Source organism: Paracoccus solventivorans, from assembly GCF_900142875.1.
GTDB classification, from domain to species: Bacteria; Pseudomonadota; Alphaproteobacteria; order Rhodobacterales; family Rhodobacteraceae; genus Paracoccus; species Paracoccus solventivorans.
In genome coordinates this window covers 232,590-249,626 of the sequence record NZ_FRCK01000002.1, presented here as the reverse complement: position 1 = coordinate 249,626, position 17,037 = coordinate 232,590, and the positions used below count along the sequence as shown (strand labels likewise).

13 protein-coding genes and 1 pseudogene are annotated in these 17,037 nt (G+C 69.5%); 10 read left to right on the top strand and 4 right to left on the bottom strand.

Annotated features, from left to right (window positions below; all coding sequences use genetic code 11):
- Positions 1-53: 53 nt before the first annotated feature.
- Both BUB57_RS04475 and der read left to right on the top strand, forming a co-directional pair.
- Complete coding sequence (locus tag BUB57_RS04475) at positions 54-1,388, top strand: outer membrane protein assembly factor BamB family protein (protein ID WP_073062790.1); 1,335 nt, start codon at positions 54-56, stop codon at positions 1,386-1,388.
- Positions 1,388-2,869: a ribosome biogenesis GTPase Der gene (gene der, locus BUB57_RS04470; protein WP_073062787.1), complete on the top strand. Its 1,482-nt coding sequence runs from the start codon at positions 1,388-1,390 to the stop codon at positions 2,867-2,869. The genes BUB57_RS04475 and der overlap by 1 nt, the downstream gene beginning before the upstream one ends.
- A gap of 329 nt (positions 2,870-3,198) precedes the next feature.
- Here the strand turns inward: der and pip are convergent, their stop codons facing one another.
- Positions 3,199-4,176, bottom strand: coding sequence for a prolyl aminopeptidase (pip, locus tag BUB57_RS04465; RefSeq protein WP_073062783.1), 978 nt, complete (start codon positions 4,174-4,176; stop codon positions 3,199-3,201).
- Between the two features lie 59 nt (positions 4,177-4,235).
- Here pip and ubiG point away from each other — a divergent pair, with 59 nt between their 5' ends.
- Positions 4,236-4,979, top strand: coding sequence for a bifunctional 2-polyprenyl-6-hydroxyphenol methylase/3-demethylubiquinol 3-O-methyltransferase UbiG (gene ubiG, locus BUB57_RS04460; RefSeq protein WP_073062780.1), 744 nt, complete (start codon positions 4,236-4,238; stop codon positions 4,977-4,979).
- Here the strand turns inward: ubiG and BUB57_RS04455 are convergent.
- From BUB57_RS04455 to grxC, 3 genes are read right to left on the bottom strand one after another with little or no spacing between them, the layout of a single operon-like run.
- Positions 4,976-5,428 carry a MarR family winged helix-turn-helix transcriptional regulator gene (locus BUB57_RS04455; protein WP_073062777.1) on the bottom strand — a complete coding sequence of 151 codons (453 nt, stop codon included), beginning with the start codon at positions 5,426-5,428 and terminating at the stop codon, positions 4,976-4,978. The two genes, ubiG and BUB57_RS04455, sit on opposite strands and share 4 nt — an antisense overlap.
- Positions 5,425-6,261 (bottom strand): carbon-nitrogen hydrolase family protein, encoded by an 837-nt coding sequence (locus BUB57_RS04450; RefSeq protein WP_073063639.1) that lies wholly within the window; start codon positions 6,259-6,261, stop codon positions 5,425-5,427. Before BUB57_RS04450 ends, BUB57_RS04455 begins: the two co-directional genes overlap by 4 nt.
- 6 nt (positions 6,262-6,267) lie before the next feature.
- Positions 6,268-6,528, bottom strand: coding sequence for a glutaredoxin 3 (gene grxC, locus BUB57_RS04445; RefSeq protein ID WP_073062772.1), 261 nt, complete (start codon positions 6,526-6,528; stop codon positions 6,268-6,270).
- A 217-nt stretch (positions 6,529-6,745) separates the two neighbouring features.
- Between grxC and BUB57_RS04440 the strand changes: the two genes are divergently transcribed.
- From BUB57_RS04440 to infB, 7 genes and pseudogenes are all read left to right on the top strand, one after another.
- Positions 6,746-7,855 carry a carboxynorspermidine decarboxylase gene (locus BUB57_RS04440; protein ID WP_073062769.1) on the top strand — a complete coding sequence of 370 codons (1,110 nt, stop codon included), beginning with the start codon at positions 6,746-6,748 and terminating at the stop codon, positions 7,853-7,855.
- A gap of 53 nt (positions 7,856-7,908) precedes the next feature.
- On the top strand, positions 7,909-9,141 hold the full coding sequence (locus BUB57_RS04435) for a saccharopine dehydrogenase family protein (protein WP_073062766.1): 1,233 nt from the start codon (positions 7,909-7,911) through the stop codon (positions 9,139-9,141).
- 507 nt (positions 9,142-9,648) lie between these two features.
- Positions 9,649-11,022 (top strand): AI-2E family transporter, encoded by a 1,374-nt coding sequence (locus tag BUB57_RS04430; RefSeq protein WP_159435551.1) that lies wholly within the window; start codon positions 9,649-9,651, stop codon positions 11,020-11,022.
- Positions 11,023-11,242: 220 nt separating this feature from the next.
- Positions 11,243-11,773, top strand: a pseudogene (rimP, locus tag BUB57_RS04425) (ribosome maturation factor RimP); the annotation flags it as partial.
- 191 nt (positions 11,774-11,964) lie between these two features.
- Positions 11,965-13,641 (top strand): transcription termination factor NusA, encoded by a 1,677-nt coding sequence (gene nusA, locus BUB57_RS04420; RefSeq protein WP_073062762.1) that lies wholly within the window; start codon positions 11,965-11,967, stop codon positions 13,639-13,641.
- A gap of 16 nt (positions 13,642-13,657) precedes the next feature.
- Positions 13,658-14,296 carry an RNA-binding protein gene (locus tag BUB57_RS04415; RefSeq protein ID WP_073062760.1) on the top strand — a complete coding sequence of 213 codons (639 nt, stop codon included), beginning with the start codon at positions 13,658-13,660 and terminating at the stop codon, positions 14,294-14,296.
- Entirely contained in the window at positions 14,286-16,817 is a 2,532-nt protein-coding gene (gene infB / locus BUB57_RS04410) for a translation initiation factor IF-2 (protein ID WP_073062758.1), read from the top strand. The genes BUB57_RS04415 and infB overlap by 11 nt, the downstream gene beginning before the upstream one ends.
- The last annotated feature ends 220 nt before the right edge of the window (positions 16,818-17,037 follow it).

The window sequence follows — 17,037 nt, the reverse complement described above, 5'->3', positions numbered from 1 at the left end:
CTCTGCCGACCCCTGACCGCCGACCCACCGCCTGCACCGCACCGGAGCCACAGATGTCCAGACTGAACGCGCTGCTGCCCCTGATCGCCCCCATGGTCGCCGTCGCCGCGCTGTCGGCCTGTGCCCCGCGCGAAGTGATCCTGACCGGCGAGCGGCTCGACCCCCGCGACATCGCCTCGGCCGAAGGCCCGGCGGTGCTGGGCGAGCCGGGCGTGACCTCGACCGCGCTGAACCTAGCGGCGCCGGTCTCGACCGAATGGACCACGCGGGCGGCGAATGCGGCGCATCTGATGCCGCACGCGGCGCTGGCGGGCGGCGGGCTGCAGCGGATCTGGTCGGCGCCGATCGGCCAGCCCTCGGGCAAGCGCCACCGTATCACCGCCGACCCGGTGGTGGCGGGGGGGCGCGTCTTCACGCTGGACAGCCGCGCGCAGGTGGTGGCCACCGCGCTGTCGGGCGGCACCGCGTGGATCGCCGATCTGCGCCCCGCGGCCGAAAGCGGCGACGGGGTGTCGGGCGGCGGCATTTCCTATGAAGCCGGCCGGGTCTTCGTGACCACCGGCTATGGCGAGCTGGTGGCGCTGGACGCGGCCAGCGGCCGGGTGCTGTGGCGCCAGCGCGTGCAGGCGCCGATCGGCGGCGCCCCCACGGCCGCGGGCGGGGTGGTCTATGTCGCGGCGCGCAACGCCACCGGCTGGGCGGTGCGGGCCGAGGACGGCAAGGTTCTGTGGACGGTTTCCGGCATCTCGGCGCCCTCGGGCGTGACCGGGGTCTCGGCCCCGGCGGTGGCAGGTGGGCAGGTGATCTTCCCCTTCGCCTCGGGGCAGCTGCTGGCCGTGGACACCGCCACCGGCGCCGAACGGTGGAGCGCGCAGGTCGCCGGCTCGCGGCTGGGCCGGGCCATCGCCTTTATCCGCGACCTGACCGGCGACCCGGTGATTGCGGGGAACGTGGTGCTGGCGGGCTCGTCCTCGGGGCGGATCAACGCCTTTGACCGCGACAGCGGCGCGGTGCTGTGGTCGGGCCGCGACGGCGCCAACAGCCCGGTGGTGCTGGCCGGCGGCTCGGTCTTTGCGGTGAACGACCAGGCCGAGCTGGTGCGGCTGGACGCGCAGACCGGCGGGCGCATCTTTGCCACGCCCCTGCCGCTGTTCGTCGAGCAGAAGACCAGGAAACAGGCCGCGATCCATGCGCATTACGGGCCGGTGCTGGCAGGGGGGCGGCTGTTCGTCGCCTCGTCCGACGGCTATCTGCGCGCCTTCGACCCGCGCTCGGGCGGGCTGGTCGGGCAGGCGGCGATCCCCGGCGGTGCGGCGACCGCGCCGGTCGTGTCGGGCGGCACGCTTTACGTCACCGGCCAGGACGGCCATCTGCACGCCTATCGCTGATGAGCTTTACCCTCGCCATCGTCGGGCGCCCGAATGTCGGCAAGTCCACCCTGTTCAACCGCCTGGTCGGCAAGCGGCTGGCGCTGGTCGATGACCAGCCCGGCGTCACCCGCGACCTGCGCGAAGGCGACGCACGGCTGGGCGATCTGCGCTTTGTCGTGATCGACAGCGCCGGGCTGGAAATGGTCGAGGACGACAGCCTGCAAGGAAGGATGCGGCGGCTGACCGAACGCGCGGTCGACGAATCCGACATCTGCCTGTTCGTGATCGACGCCCGCGTCGGCGTGACCGCCGCCGACGAATATTTCGCCGATATCCTGCGCAAGCGCGCCAAACACGTGATCCTGGCCGCCAACAAGGCCGAGGGCGCTGCAGGGGAAGCCGGCGCCGCCGAGGGCTGGGCGCTGGGTCTGGGCGAGCCGCTCCAGATCTCGGCCGAGCATGGCGAGGGGATGGAGGATCTCTACCGCGTCCTGAAGCCCCTCTCCGAGATCGTGGAAAGCGAACGCCCCGCCCCCATCGCCCCCGCCGTCGAGGTGACGTTGAGCGAGGCCGAGGCCGAATCGGGCGAGGGCGCCGAGGACTGGCGCCCCAGCGCCGCCCGCCCCCTGCAGATCGCGGTGATCGGGCGGCCGAATGCTGGGAAATCGACGCTGATCAACAAGATCATCGGCGAGGACCGGCTGCTGACCGGCCCCGAGGCCGGGATCACCCGCGATTCGATCTCGGTGCGGACCGAGTTCATGGGCACTCCGACCCGCATCTTCGATACCGCGGGGATGCGGCGGAAATCGCGGATCACCGACAAGGTGGAAAAGCTCTCGGTTGCCGACGGCTTGCGGGCGGTGCGGTTTGCCGAGGTGGTGGTGGTGCTGCTGGACGTGGCGATCCCCTTCGAGCAGCAGGACCTGCGCATCGCCGATTTCGCGGAAACCGAGGGCCGCGCCGTGGTGGTCGCCGCCAACAAATGGGACTTGGAAGAGGACAAGCCGCACAAGCTCAACGAGCTGCGCGAGGCCTTCGAGCGGCTGCTGCCGCAGCTGAAAGGCGCGCCACTGGTCACCGTCTCGGCCCGCACCGGCAAGGGGCTGGACCGGCTGCACGCCGCAATCCTGCGCGCGCATGAGGTCTGGAACCGCCGCGTCCCCACCGCACGGCTGAACCAGTGGCTGAGCGCGATGACCGAGGCGCACCCGCCACCGGCCCCGGGTGGCCGCCGCATCCGCCTGCGCTACATGACGCAAGTGAAGACAAGGCCGCCGGGCTTCGTGGTGATGGCGACGCACACCGATCAGCTGCCCGAGGCCTATCGGCGCTATCTGGTCAACGGGCTGCGGGCGGATTTCGACCTGCCCGGCACGCCGATCCGGCTGAGCTTTCGCGACCAGGGGACCAAGAACCCGTACAAGGACCGCTCGAACAAGCGGCCCACCGGGGCGCTGGCCAAGCACAAGGACCGGCAGAAGCCCAAGGGCAGCTGAGCTTCCGGCGGCACGGCCGCAACGGGGGTTTTCCACCCCCGGCCGCTGCCGCGGCCTTCCTCGCTGAAAACGGTTCACCGGACCATCCCGCGGGAAAACAGCCTTGCGGGCTGTTTTCTGGTCCGCCTCCTGTTCCGGGCGCTCGGAAGCCTTCGGGGATATTTGCGCAAGGAAGAACTTGCGGCGCTTTGTTCCCGCTTCGGGCGGTTGGAAATATCCCGGGCTTCCGAGCGCCCGGAAAACGGTCCTGCGGACCGTTTTCAGCGAGGAAGGCCACGGCAGTGGCCCGGGGCAGCGCCCCGGTCCGGCCGCGCGGCTCAGGGGGCGGCTCAGCCTGCCGCCGCCATCGCATCCATGACCCGCACCAGCTCGGCGGCGATGCGGGGTTCGGTCAGGGCGTGGCCCGAGGCGGGGACCATGCGCAGTTCCGCCCCCGGCCAGCCGCGCGCCAGTTCCCATGCGCTTTGCGGCGGGCAGACCATGTCGTAGCGGCCCTGCACGATCGCTGCCGGCAGGTGCTCGATGCGGTGGCGGTCGCGCAGCAGCTGCTCGGGTTCCAGAAAGCATTGATGCGCGAAATAGTGATTTTCCAGCCGGGCGAAGGCGCGGGCATAGGCCGGCGGAATGTGGCTGGTGGTCGGGGTGTCCAGCCCGGCCAGCGCGTTTTCCCAAGCCAGCCAGGGGATGGCGTGGCGGGTCTCGGTCGGCTCGTCGCCGCTGAACAGCCGGCGGTGATAGGCGGCGATCAGGTCGCCGCGTTCCTCGGGCGGGATCGGTGCGACGAAGCGTTCCCAGAGGTCGGGCCAGAACCGCCCGGCGCCGCCGCCATAGAACCAGTCAAGCTCGCTCTGCCGTCCCAGGAACACGCCGCGCAGCACCAGCGCCGACACCGCCTCGGGCCGGGCCTGCGCATAGGCCAGCGCCAGCGTCGCGCCCCATGAGCCGCCGAACAGCACCGCCGGCGGCAGCGCCAGCGCCTGCCGGATCGCGTCGATGTCCGAGATCAGATGCGCAGTGGTGTTGGCCACCACCGACGCCTGCGGGCGCGAACGGCCGCAGCCGCGCTGGTCGAACAGCACCACCCGCCAATGCGCCGGGTCGAAGAAACGCCGCATCACCGGGCTGGTGCCGCCGCCCGGGCCCCCGTGCAGCACGATCACCGGCCGCCCCTCGGGGTTGCCGCATTGCTCGACATGGATGTGGTGGCCGTTGTCGCGCGCGATCAGGCGCTGGTCGAACGGCTCGACCTGCGGATAAAGCCGCCCCTGCGACGATGATGCGGCGTTTCGGTCTGCCAAGCGGTCCATGTTTCCGCTATACACCCTGCGCCGGGCCGACGCCAATCGGTCCCCGAAGGAGATGGGCCATGACCACCGCGCACAGCAGCATCGACCGGGCCGAGGTCGCCAAGTTCCAGGCGATGGCCGCGGAATGGTGGGACCCCGCCGGCAAGTTCAAGCCGCTGCACATGCTGAACCCGCTGCGGCTGGAATACATCGTCACCCAGATCGCCGCCGAATTCGCCCGCGACCGCAGCAGCCTGCGCCCGCTGGACGGGCTGCGGCTGCTGGACATCGGCTGCGGCGGCGGGCTGGTGTCGGAACCGATGGCGCGGCTGGGGGCGCAGGTCACCGGCGCCGACGCGGCCGCGGAAAACATCGAGATCGCCCGGCTTCATGCCGAGCAGTCGGGGCTGCAGATCGACTATCGCGCCACCACCGCCGAATCGCTGCTGGCAGAGGGCGGCGGCTACGACGTGGTGCTGGCGCTGGAAATCGTCGAGCATGTCGCCGACCCCGCAGATTTCATCGCCACCTGCGCCCGGCTGCTGCGGCCGGGCGGGGTGCTGATCGCCTCGACCGTGAACCGCACCCCGCAAAGCTTTGCCGCCGCCATCGTGGGGGCGGAATGGATCATGCGCTGGCTGCCGCGCGGCACCCACGACTGGCGCCGCTTCATCCGCCCCGACGAGCTGGCGGCGATGTTCGACGCGGCCGGCGCGCCGGTGGTGGACCGCGCCGGCATGGTGTTCAACCCGCTGGGGTGGAGCTGGTCACTGTCGCCCCGCGACCTGGCGGTGAACTATCTGATGACCGGGATCCGGCGCTAGCTCTCGTCCTCGAGCCGCTCGCGCAGGCGGCGCAGGACGGGCAGGGCGCGGCGCACCTCCGGCGCGCCCAGATCGCGCACGATGGTCGAGATCCGCGGCAGGAACGCCGCCAGCGCCGCATCGCGCGCCGCCCGTCCGGCGGGGCTGATCGCCACCCACTTGCGCCGCGCGTCGTCCCAGTCGGGGCGGACATGGACATGCCCCGCCCATTCCAGCCGGGAAATCGTGTTGCTCATGGCGCTGCGGTTGACGTGGAACGCCTCGGCCAGCTGGGCGGGGGTGCGTTCCTCGTTCAGATGCGCCAGCAGGTTCAGCACCGAGAAATGCGACAGCTGCATCCCGCCGGGCAGGCTGCGGGTGACCAGCGCCCGCGCCAGCTGCTCGCTGGCCAGCAGCTCGGCAAACAGGCTCGCGGCCAGCGCCGGGATGGTGTCGAGATCGTCGCTCATGGTCCCCAGATCACCGGATCGTGCCGCCACGCCGGGATGCGGGCGCGGGCGTCCTCTACGCGGGCGGGGTCGAGATCGACCAGCGTCACCCCCGGCGCCGTGCCCGCGTCGGCCAGCACCTCGCCCCAGGGCGCGACCGCCAGCGAATGGCCGTAGCTGCGGCGGGGCTCTCGCCCTTCGCTGTGCGGCGCGGGGTGGGTGCCGGTCTGGGCGGCGGCCAGCACGAAACAGCCGGTCTCGATGGCGCGGGCACGCAGCAGCACGTGCCAATGCGCGGCGCCGGTGGTGGGATGAAAGGCCGAGGGCACGGTCAGCAGCTGCGCCCCCGCCAGTGCCAGCCGCCGATAGAGAGCTGGAAAGCGCATGTCGTAGCAGATGGTCAGCCCCATCGGCCACGGCCCTTGCGCCAGCACCGCCCGCGCGCCGGGGCGGAAGGCCGCGCTTTCGCGGATGGCGCGGCCGTCGATGTCGACATCGAACATGTGGATCTTGTCATAGCGCGCGGCGATTCCCCCGTCCGGGGCGATCAGGAAGCTGCGGTTGACGAAGCGCGGCTCGTCCGGGTCGTCGTGGCGCAAGGACAGCGAGCCGATGGACAGCCAGATCCGCCATTCCGCCGCCGCTGCGCGCAGAGCCGCCAGCGTCCGGTCGTCGGCCTCATGTCGCAGCAGCGCGCGCTGGCGTTCGCGGTCGGGGGTCAGCAGGTTGGTCGCCTCGGGCGTCAGCACAAGCTGCGCGCCGCCGCGCGCGGCCTCGGCAACAAACGCAAGCGTCCCCGGCAGATTCGCCGCCGGATCGTCGCCGACATTCAGCTGCACCAGCGCCGCGCGCAGCATCGCTTACAGCCCCAGCATCGGGTCGAGCTTGCCCTGCCGGTCCAGCGCGTGGATGTCGTCGGACCCCCCGACGCCGACCCCGTCGAGGAAGATCTGCGGCACCGTGCGGCGGCCGTTCGCGCGCTGGGTCATCTCGGCGCGGCGGGCAGGCTCGCGGCCGACGTCGATCAGCTCATACTCCACGCCCTTGCCCCGCAGCAGGGCGCGGGCGGCGATGCAATAGGGGCAGCTCTGGGTGGCATAGACCTCGACGCGGGCGGTCATGGCATTCTCCTGTCTTCGGGTCAGACGTATCTGGGATGAAACCGCGGCTTTCGCCAGCCCCACCGTGTCCCCGAACGCCGGCGGCTTCTTTCTGGCCCAAATACCCATGCCCCCGCGCCACAGGGCGCCGCGCAGCCGGTCCGGGCGCTGCTTGTCTCTTTGCCCCGGGTTGCCTATATCCCGGCTTTCCCTTTCCGCCCCGAGGGTTCCGCCACCCATGACCCACCCGACCGACCCGCAGACGCCGTTCTACCTGATCGACCGCTCGCGGCTTCAGGCGAACATGGACAAGATGGCCCGGCTGCGCGAGCGGTCGGGGGCCAAAACCCTGCTGGCGCTGAAATGCTTTGCGACCTGGGGGGTATTCGACCAGATGTCGCGGTTCATGGACGGCACCACCTCGTCCTCGCTGAACGAGCTGCGGCTGGGGCGGGAAAAGTTCGGGGGCGAGACCCACGCCTATTCCGTCGCCTGGGCCGATCACGAGATCGACGAGGCGGTGTCCTATGCCGACAAGATCATCTTCAACAGCCTGGGCCAGCTGGACCGTTTCGCCGACCGCGCGCAGGGGATCGCGTGCGGGCTGCGGCTGAACCCGCGGTTTTCGACCAGTGGCTTCGACCTGGCCGACCCGGCGCGCAAGTTCTCGCGGCTGGGGGAATGGGACATGGCGCGGCTGGAATCGGCGCTGGACCGGATCAGCGGGGTGATGATCCACTACAACTGCGAAAACGACGATTTCGCCCTGTTCTCGACCCAGCTCGACCGGATCGAATCCGAGTTCGGCGATTTCCTGAAGAAGCTCGACTGGGTGTCGCTTGGCGGCGGCATCCATTTCACGGGTCAGGGCTATCCGCTGGACGCCCTCGCCGACCGGCTGCGGGCGTTTGCCGACCGCTTCGGGGTGCAGGTCTATCTGGAGCCGGGCGAGGCCGCGATCACCGGCACCACCACGCTGGAGGTGACGGTGCTGGACCTGCTCGACAACGGCAAGCGCATCGCCGTCGTGGACAGCTCGATCGAGGCGCATATGCTCGACCTGCTGATCTATCGCGAAAACGCCACCCTGCCGCAGGAGGGCGCCCACGACTACCAGATCGCGGGCAAGTCCTGCCTGGCCGGCGACATCTTCGGCGAGGCGCGTTTCCCCGCGCCGCTGCAGGTCGGCGACCGCATCAGCGTGCAGGATGCGGGCGGCTATACCATGGTCAAGAAGAACTGGTTCAACGGCGTGGACATGCCCGCCATCTGCATCCGCGAGCCCGACGGGACCATCACCCCGGTGCGTTCGTTCTCGTACGAAGATTATCGGGACTCGCTGTCCTGACCCCGTTCCCGGCCAGATCCCCTGGCCCGATCCCCGGAAAGGAGACCGCTGCGGTGGCAAAACCCAACGTCCTCATCATCGGCGCCGGCGGCGTCGCACAGGTCGCGGCGCACAAGGTGGCGCAGCGGGCGGATGATTTCGGCGAAATCCACATGGCGAACCGCACCCGCGCCAAGGCCGACGCCATTGTCCAGAGCATCAGGGACAAGGGCCATGCGTCGGGCCGCACCATCACCACCCATACGCTGGACGGGATGGACAGCGCCGCCGTGGCCGCGCTGATCCGCAAGACCGGCGCGAAGATCGTGATCAACGTCGGTTCCCCCTTCATCAACATGACCGTGTTGCAGGGCTGCATCGACACCGGCGCCGCCTATATCGACACCGCCATCCACGAGGACCCGGCGAAGATCTGCGAAACCCCGCCGTGGTATGAAAACTACGAATGGAAGCGGCGCGAGGACTGCGAAAAGGCCGGCGTCACCGCCATCCTGGGCGCGGGGTTCGATCCCGGCGTGGTCAACGCTTATGCGCGGCTGGCCGAGGACGAATATTTCGACAAGATCGACGAGATCGACATCGTCGACATCAACGCCGGCAACCACGGCCGCTATTTCGCCACCAACTTCGACCCCGAGATCAACTTCCGCGAGTTCACCGGCACGGTGTATTCCTGGCAGGGCGGTGAGTGGCGCGAGAATGCGATGTTCGAGATCGGCCGCGAATGGGACCTGCCGGTGGTGGGCAAGCGCACCGCCTATCTGGCCGGGCATGACGAGATCCACTCGCTGTCCGCGCGCTATCCGCAGGCCGACGTCCGCTTCTGGATGGGCTTCGGCGAGCATTACATCAACGTGTTCACGGTGCTGAAGAACCTCGGCCTGCTCAGCGAGCAGCCGGTGACCACGGCCGAGGGGCTCGAGGTGGTGCCGCTCAAGGTGGTCAAGGCGGTGCTGCCCGACCCGGCCAGCCTTGCCGCGGGCTATACCGGCAAGACCTGCATCGGCGATCTGGTCAAGGGCTCGCGCGACGGCAAAAAGGGCGAGGTGTTCATCTACAACGTCGCCGACCACGAGGAAGCCTTTGCCGAGGTCGGCAGCCAGGGCATCAGCTACACCGCGGGCGTGCCCCCGGTCGCGGCGGCGGTGCTGATCGCGCGCGGCGACTGGGACGTGAAGCGCATGGTCAACGTCGAGGACCTGCCCGCGCGCCCGTTCCTGGAACTGCTGGGCGAGATGGGCCTGCCCACCCGCATCATCGACGAGAACGGCGACCGCCCGCTGTAAGCGCCGCCGCCCCATCGCGACCGGCCCGGCACCCCGGGCCGGTCCGGCATTTCTGCGCTCCCGGCTCTTTCATCTTGTCCCAAATATCCCGGGGCTTCCGAGCGCCCGGAACAGGAGGCGGATCAGAAAACAGCCTTCGAGGCGGTTTTCCCGCCGGACGGGCCGATGACTGTTTTCAGCGAGGAAGGCCACGGCAGCGGCCGGAGGCAGGCCCCCGCCGGGGCCGCGCCGCCAGCACCGTCCGCCGCTGCGGCTCTTTCATCTTGCTGCGGATATCCGGGGGCTTCCGAGCGCCCGGAACAGGAGGCGGATCAGAGAACAGCCCCCCAGGCTGTTTTCCCGCCGGACGGTCCGATGGACTGTTTCAGCGAGGAAGGCCACGGCAGTGGCCGCGGGGGCAGCGCCCCCGCTTGCGCCCCACCCGGGGGGAACCAATCCGCACCGCCGCCGTTGGACGCTGGACCACGGGCGCCTGCAACGCCCCGATATGTATGCGGAAAGGCGGCGATGGCGCAGGATTCCTCTGACAGGCTGATGTTTCCGCCGCTGGCGGCGCGCCGGCGGCTGCGGCCGGCGAACTGGGCGATCATCGGCATCTTCATCATCCTGGCCTTCGACATGATCGCACGGGCGCGCGAGTTCCTGATGCCTGTGGCGCTGGGGGTGCTGCTGTTCTTCGTCTTCGTGCCCTTCCGGCGCTGGATGGACCGGCGCGGGGTCAAGCCCGGCATCACCGCCGGCATCGTGGTGCTGGGGATCCTTGCCACCATCGGCATGATCGGGTTTTCCGTCTCGGGCCCCGCCGGGCAGTTGATCGACGATGCGCCCCAGATCAGCCGCCAGCTCAAGCAGAAATACGAGGATTTCCGCGAGAACTTCCGCGGCATCGCCGAGGCCACGAGCCAGCTGTCGGGGGGCGAGCCGGGGGCGGTGGTCAGCTCGGTCACCTCGGACCCCGGGGAGGGCGTGACCACGACCACCACCACGCCGGCGGTGGACGGCGTCCCGGTCACGGTGCCGGTGCCGGTCCCCCCCGCGGGGGGGACGCTGCCGCAAGAGGAAATCGGCGGCGCGCCGGGGGCGGTGGCGACGGCCTCGGGGTCGGTCACCGCCTCGTCCACCGTCCGCCAGGGCGGGAACGAGGCCCCGGTCACCAACGACCTGCGGGTCGAGGTCCACACCGCGGCCGAGGGGCCGTCGCTGACCGACACGCTGTTCAGCCTGGGCCCGGCGATCGTCAGCCAGACCGCGTTCACCCTGATCTTCCTGTTCTTCCTGCTGGCCTCGGGCGACCTGCTCTATCTGCGCATCGTGCAAAGCTTCGATTCGCTGGCCCGCAAGCGCGCCGCCTATGAGGCGCTGCGCCAGATCGAGGCCAACCTGGGCTCTTATCTGGGCACGATCACCGTGATCAACGTCGGGCTGGGGGTGGTGTCGGGGCTGGCGATGTGGGCCTGGGGAATGCCCTCGCCGCTGCTGTGGGGGATCGGGGCGGCGGTGCTGAACTACATCCCCTATATCGGCGCGGCGTTGGGCTATGTGGGGGCGGCGCTGGTGGCGCTGGTGGTGTTCGACGACGCCTGGACCGCGCTGCTGGTCGGCGGCACCTATTTCGGCCTGACCGCGATCGAGGGGCAGCTCGTGACCCCCTATTTCGTCAGCTGGCGGCTGCAGCTGAACCCGGTGGTGGTGTTCCTGACCGTGGCGCTGTGGGCCTGGCTGTGGTCGGTCATCGGCATGGTGGTGGCGGTGCCGCTGCTGGTGGTGGTGCGGGTGCTGTCCGAGCATATTCCGGCGCTGCAGAGCTTCGGCAATTTCCTGGCCGGGGAATCGCCCCCGGGGCTCGAGGACGAGCCGCAGCCCGACACCCCCGCGGCGTGAGGGCTGCGTCGCGGAAGAGGGGGCTCCGCCCCCGGCGCCTTGCGCCTCCCCCGGGGTATTTGGGCCAGAAAGAAGCCACGTGAGGCGCGGGACGGCCTTGCAAGCGGGGGCCGGGCGGTCTATATGCTGGGTCACAGCGGTGCGGGGGTCCAAACCTCGCCCACCGGGACTTACGCACGGGCCGCCCTGACGGCCCGTTTTCTTTTTTCGGGATCGGACCATGACCGACCTTATCGCCAAGACCGCCATCGACCGGCGCCTGGCCGAGATCATCCAGCCGGTGATCGAGGGCATGGGGTATGAGCTGGTGCGCATCCGCCTGCAGGGCGGGCGCACCGCCACGCTGCAGATCATGGCCGACCGACCCGACGGCGGCATCGACGTCGAGGATTGCGCCGATATCTCGACCGCGGTCAGCGCGGTGCTGGACGTCGAGGACCCGCTCGAGGACGCCTATCACCTTGAGGTCTCCAGCCCCGGCATCGACCGGCCGCTGACCCGGCTGAAGGACTTCGCCACCTTCGAGGGGTATGACGCGCGGCTGGAAACCGCCCAGCCCATCGACGGCCGCCGCCGCTTCAAGGGGGTGCTGGCCGGGGTCGAGGGCGATGAGGTGCTGCTGAACATCGAGGAACAGGGCGAGACCCACACCATCGGGCTGGAGTTCGAGCTGCTGTCCGACGCCAAGCTTCTGCTGACCGACGAGCTGATCGCGCTGATGCTGAAGCAGCGCAAGGAGGCCGGCACCCTGCCGCCCGGCGCCGAGGCCGGCGCGGGGATCGGCGACGGCAAGGGGGCTGCGGCCGAGGGTTTCGGTTTCGACGAATCCGCCTTTGACGAGATCGAGGCCGATACCGATATCGCCGACACCGACACCGACACCGACACCGACGACACGGAAACAGACCAGCGCGGCGATCCTGCCGCAACCAAGGAGTGAGCATGGCCATTACCTCTGCCAACCAGCTCGAACTGTTGCAGACCGCCGAGGCGGTCGCGCGCGAGAAGATGATCGACCCCGGTCTGGTGATCGAGGCGATGGAGGACAGCCTCGCCCGCGCGGCCAAGTCCCGTTACGGCGCCGAGATGGACATCCGCGTCGTAATCGACCGCAAGACCGGCAACGCCCGCTTTACCCGGGTCCGCACCGTGGTCGAGGATGACGCGGTCGAAAACTACCAGGCGCAGTTCACCGCCGCCGAGGCGCGCGCCTATTTCGAGCCGCGCAAGGACACCCGCTGGCTGCGCGACGGCGCGGTGGTCGAGGATTTCGCCGGCGGCCCGCAGCCCGGCGACGTGTTCGAAGAGCTGGTCCCCCCGGTCGAGCTGGGCCGGATCGCCGCGCAATCGGCCAAGCAGGTGATCCTGCAGCGCGTCCGCGAGGCCGAGCGCGACCGCCAGTACGAAGAGTTCAAGGACCGCGCCGGCACCATCATCAACGGCATCGTCAAGCGCGAGGAATACGGCAACATCATCGTCGACGTGGGCCGCGGCGAGGCGGTGCTGCGCCGCAACGAAAAGATCGGCCGCGAAAGCTATCGCCCGAACGACCGCATCCGCGCCTATGTCAAGGACGTACGCCGCGAGGTGCGGGGCCCGCAGATCTTCCTGTCGCGCACCGACCCGCAGTTCATGGCCGAGCTGTTCAAGATGGAAGTGCCGGAAATCTACGACGGCGTCATCGAGATCAAGGCGGTGGCCCGCGACCCGGGCTCGCGCGCCAAGATCGCGGTGATTTCCTATGACAGCTCGATCGACCCGGTCGGCGCCTGCGTGGGGATGCGCGGTTCGCGCGTGCAGGCCGTGGTGGGTGAGCTGCAGGGCGAAAAGATCGACATCATCCCGTGGTCCGAGGATCAGGCCACCTTCCTGGTGAACGCGCTGCAGCCGGCGCAGGTCGCCAAGGTGGTGGTGGACGAGGACGCGACCCGCATCGAGGTCGTGGTCCCCGAGGAACAGCTGAGCCTGGCCATCGGCCGGCGCGGCCAGAACGTGCGGCTGGCCAGCCAACTGACCGGGCTGGATATCGACATCCTGACCGAGGAAGAGGAATCCAAGCGCCGGCAGGCCGAGTTCAACACCCGCACCCAGCTGTTCATGGACACGCTGGACCTGGACGAATTCTTCGCCCAGCTGCTGGTGGCCGAGGGCTTCACCGACCTGGAAGAGGTCGCCTATGTCGAGCTGGACGAGCTGCTGTCCATCGAAGGCGTGGACGAGGGCACGGCCGAGGAATTGCAGGCCCGCGCCCGCGACCATCTGGAAGCCGCCAGCAAGGCCGCGCTGGAAAATGCCCGCGCGCTGGGGGCCGAGGACAGCCTGATCGGCTTTGACGGGCTGACCGCGCAGATGATCGAGGCGCTGGCCAAGGACAGCGTCAAGACGCTTGAGGACTTCGCCACCTGCGCCGACTGGGAACTGGCCGGCGGCTGGACCACCCAGAACGGCCAGCGGGTCAAGGACGACGGCATCCTGGAACCCTTCGGCATCTCGCTGGAACAGGCGCAGGACATGGTGATGACCGCCCGCGTCATGCTGGGCTGGGTGGACCCCGACGAGCTGCACCGCACGAGCGGTGACGACGAAGCCGCCGCCGCAACCGAGGAGGCCGGGGTGTAACGCCCCGGAACGCTGGTTGACGCGCGGGGGCCGGGACAAGGACCGCGAGGCGCCGTCGGAACGGCGCTGCCTCGTCACGGGCGAGGTACAGCCCAAGGCCGGGTTGATCCGCTTTGTTGCGGGGCCCGAGGGCATGGTCGTGCCCGATCTGGCCGAAAAACTGCCCGGCCGCGGCTTCTGGGTCGCGGCCGACCGGACGGCCCTGCAAAAAGCCGCCGACAAGGGGCTGTTTTCCCGGGGTGCAAGGGCCCATGTAAGGGCGGAACCGGATCTCGTGGACGGAATCGAGGCGGCGCTGGCGCGGCGGGTGATCGAACTGATCTCGCTGTCGCGCAAGGCCGGCGATGCGGTCGCGGGATTCGAAAAGGTCAAGGGCTGGCTGGCCGACGGCAAGGCAAAGGTGCTTTTCCAGGCCAGCGACGGGTCGGACCGTGGCAAGGGCAAGTTGTGGACGCCGCCCGGCGGCCGCTGGTTCGGGTGCCTGACGGCATCGGAATTGGGTTTGGCATTCGGGCGCGATCATGTCATACACAGCGCGCTCGCACCCGGGGGTCTGACCGACAGGGTCATCAGGGACGCCGGCAGGCTGAATGGTCTGCGCGGGCAAATCGGCAGTTCCTCTGCCGGGAAGGATTCGAGAGCGGATGAGCGATAGAGACGGAAAGAAACCCCTGGGTCTGGGCGGCGGCGCAGGCGGGCGTTCGGGGCAGGTGAAGCAGAGCTTCAGCCACGGGCGCACGCATAACGTGGTTGTCGAGACCAAGCGCAAGCGCGTTGTGACGCCCAAACCCTCGGCCGCAGCGGCGACGGGGCTGCGCGCGAACACGCCTGCGGCAGTGGCCTCGGACCCGTCCAAGCGCCCGGCAGGGATCTCGGAAGCCGAGATGGAGCGGCGGCTCAAGGCGCTTGCCGCCGCCAAGGCGCGCGAGGCCGAGGATATCGCCCGCCGCGCCGCCGAGGAAAAGGCGCGCGAGGAAGAACGCGAACGCCGCCGCGCCGAGATCGAAGCGAAGGAACGCGAGGAGCGCGAGCGCGAGGAAGCCCTGCGGCTGAAGGCCGAAGAGGACGAGCGCCGCGCCCGCGAGGCCGAGCTGCGCGCGCAGCGCAAGGCCGAGGTGACGGCGAAACCCGCCGAGCGCAGCTCTGCCACCACCGACCGCGCCGCCGCCGAGGCCGCGGCCGCGCGCGCCGACAAAGGCACGGCCCCGCGCCGCACCCCCGAACGCGCCCGTGCCCCCGAACCCGACCGCGATCGCGGCAAGGGCCGCGGCGGCGACACCCGCCGCGAGGGCAAGCTGTCGCTGACCCAGGCGCTGTCGGGCGAGGGCGGCCGCGTCCGCTCGCTGGCCGCGATGAAGCGCAAGCAGGAAAAGGCCCGCGCCAAGGCGCTGGGTCAGTCGCATCGCGCCGAAAAGCAGGTGCGCGACGTGCAGCTGCCGGAAACCATCACCGTCGGCGAGCTGGCGAACCGCATGGCCGAGCGTTCGGCCGATGTGGTCAAGTCGCTGATGAAGATGGGCATGATGGTCACCGCCAACCAGACCATCGACGCCGACACCGCCGAGCTGGTGATCGACGAGTTCGGCCACCGCGCCGTGCGCGTCTCGGACGCCGACGTGGAGCAGGTGATCGACAGCGTCGAGGACCGCGACGAGGACCTGCGTCCCCGGCCCCCGATCGTCACCATCATGGGCCACGTGGACCACGGCAAGACCTCGCTGCTGGACCGCATCCGCCAGGCGAACGTGGTCTCGGGCGAGGCCGGCGGCATCACCCAGCACATCGGCGCCTATCAGGTGCGCGCCGAAAGCGGGGCGCTGCTGACCTTCCTCGACACCCCCGGCCACGCGGCCTTCACCTCGATGCGGGCGCGCGGGGCCAATGTCACCGACATCGTGGTGCTGGTCGTGGCCGCCGACGACGCGGTGATGCCGCAGACGGTCGAGGCGATCAGCCATGCCAAGGCCGCGGGCGTCCCGATGATCGTCGCGATCAACAAGATCGACAAGCCGACCGCCAACCCGCAGAAGGTCCGCACCGACCTGCTGCAGCACGAGGTGGTGGTCGAGGCGATGTCGGGCGACGTGCAGGACGTCGAGGTTTCGGCCCATACCGGGCAGGGCGTTGACCAGCTGCTGGAAGCCATCGCGCTGCAGGCGGAAATCCTGGAACTGCGCGCCAACCCCGAGCGCGCGGCGCTGGGGGCGGTGATCGAGGCCAAGCTGGACGTGGGCCGCGGCCCCGTCGCCACGGTGCTGGTCCAGAACGGCACGCTGAAACAGGGCGACATCTTCGTCGTGGGCGAGCAGTGGGGCAAGGTCCGCGCGCTGATCAACGATAAGGGCGACCGCGTGTCCGAGGCCGGGCCGTCGACCCCCGTCGAGGTTCTGGGCCTGAACGGCACCCCCGAGGCCGGCGACGTGCTGAACGTGGTCGAGACCGAGGCCCAAGCCCGCGAGATCGCCAGCTACCGGATCCAGGCCGCCAAGGACAAGCGCGCCGCCGCCGGTGCCGCCACCACCCTGCAAGAGCTGATGGCCAAGGCCAAGGCCGACGAAAACGTCGCGGAACTGCCGGTGGTGGTGAAGGCCGACGTGCAGGGCTCGGCCGAGGCGATCGTGCAGGCGCTGGAAAAGGTCGGCAACGAAGAGGTCCGCGTCCGTGTGCTGCATTACGGCGTCGGCGCGATCACCGAATCGGACGTCGGCCTGGCCGAGGCCTCCAGCGCCCCGGTCATCGGCTTCAACGTGCGGGCCAACGCGCCCGCGCGGGCCAGCGCCAATCAGAAGGGCGTCGAGATCCGCTACTACTCGATCATCTACGACCTGATCGACGACATCAAGGCGGCGGCCTCGGGGCTGCTCTCGGCCGAGGTGCGGGAAAACTTCATCGGCTATGCCGAGATCAAGGAAGTGTTCCGCGTCACCGGCATCGGCAACGTCGCGGGCTGTCTGGTCACCGAAGGGGTGGCGCGGCGCTCCGCCGGGGTGCGCCTGCTGCGCGACAACGTGGTCATCCACGAGGGCACGCTCAAGACGCTCAAGCGCTTCAAGGACGAGGTCAAGGAAGTGCAGTCGGGCCAGGAATGCGGTATGGCGTTCGAGAACTACGACGACATCCGCAAGGGCGACGTCATCGAGATCTTCGAGCGCGAGGAGGTCGAGCGGAAGCTCTGACCTGCCTGGAAAACGGAAAGACGGCGCGTCCCTTGGGGGCGCGCCGTTTTCGTTTGGAGGGGGCGGTGATGGGAGGGGGGCGCTGGCGTCGGCGGAGTGTCCGGGTATTTGGGCCAGAAAGAAATGTGCTTTGGGACGCTGGCTGCGGCACTACGGAGTGCGACGATTTCGTGGCGAGGAAGCACTGGCGGCCGCGAAGTATCTGGGTATTTGAGCCAGA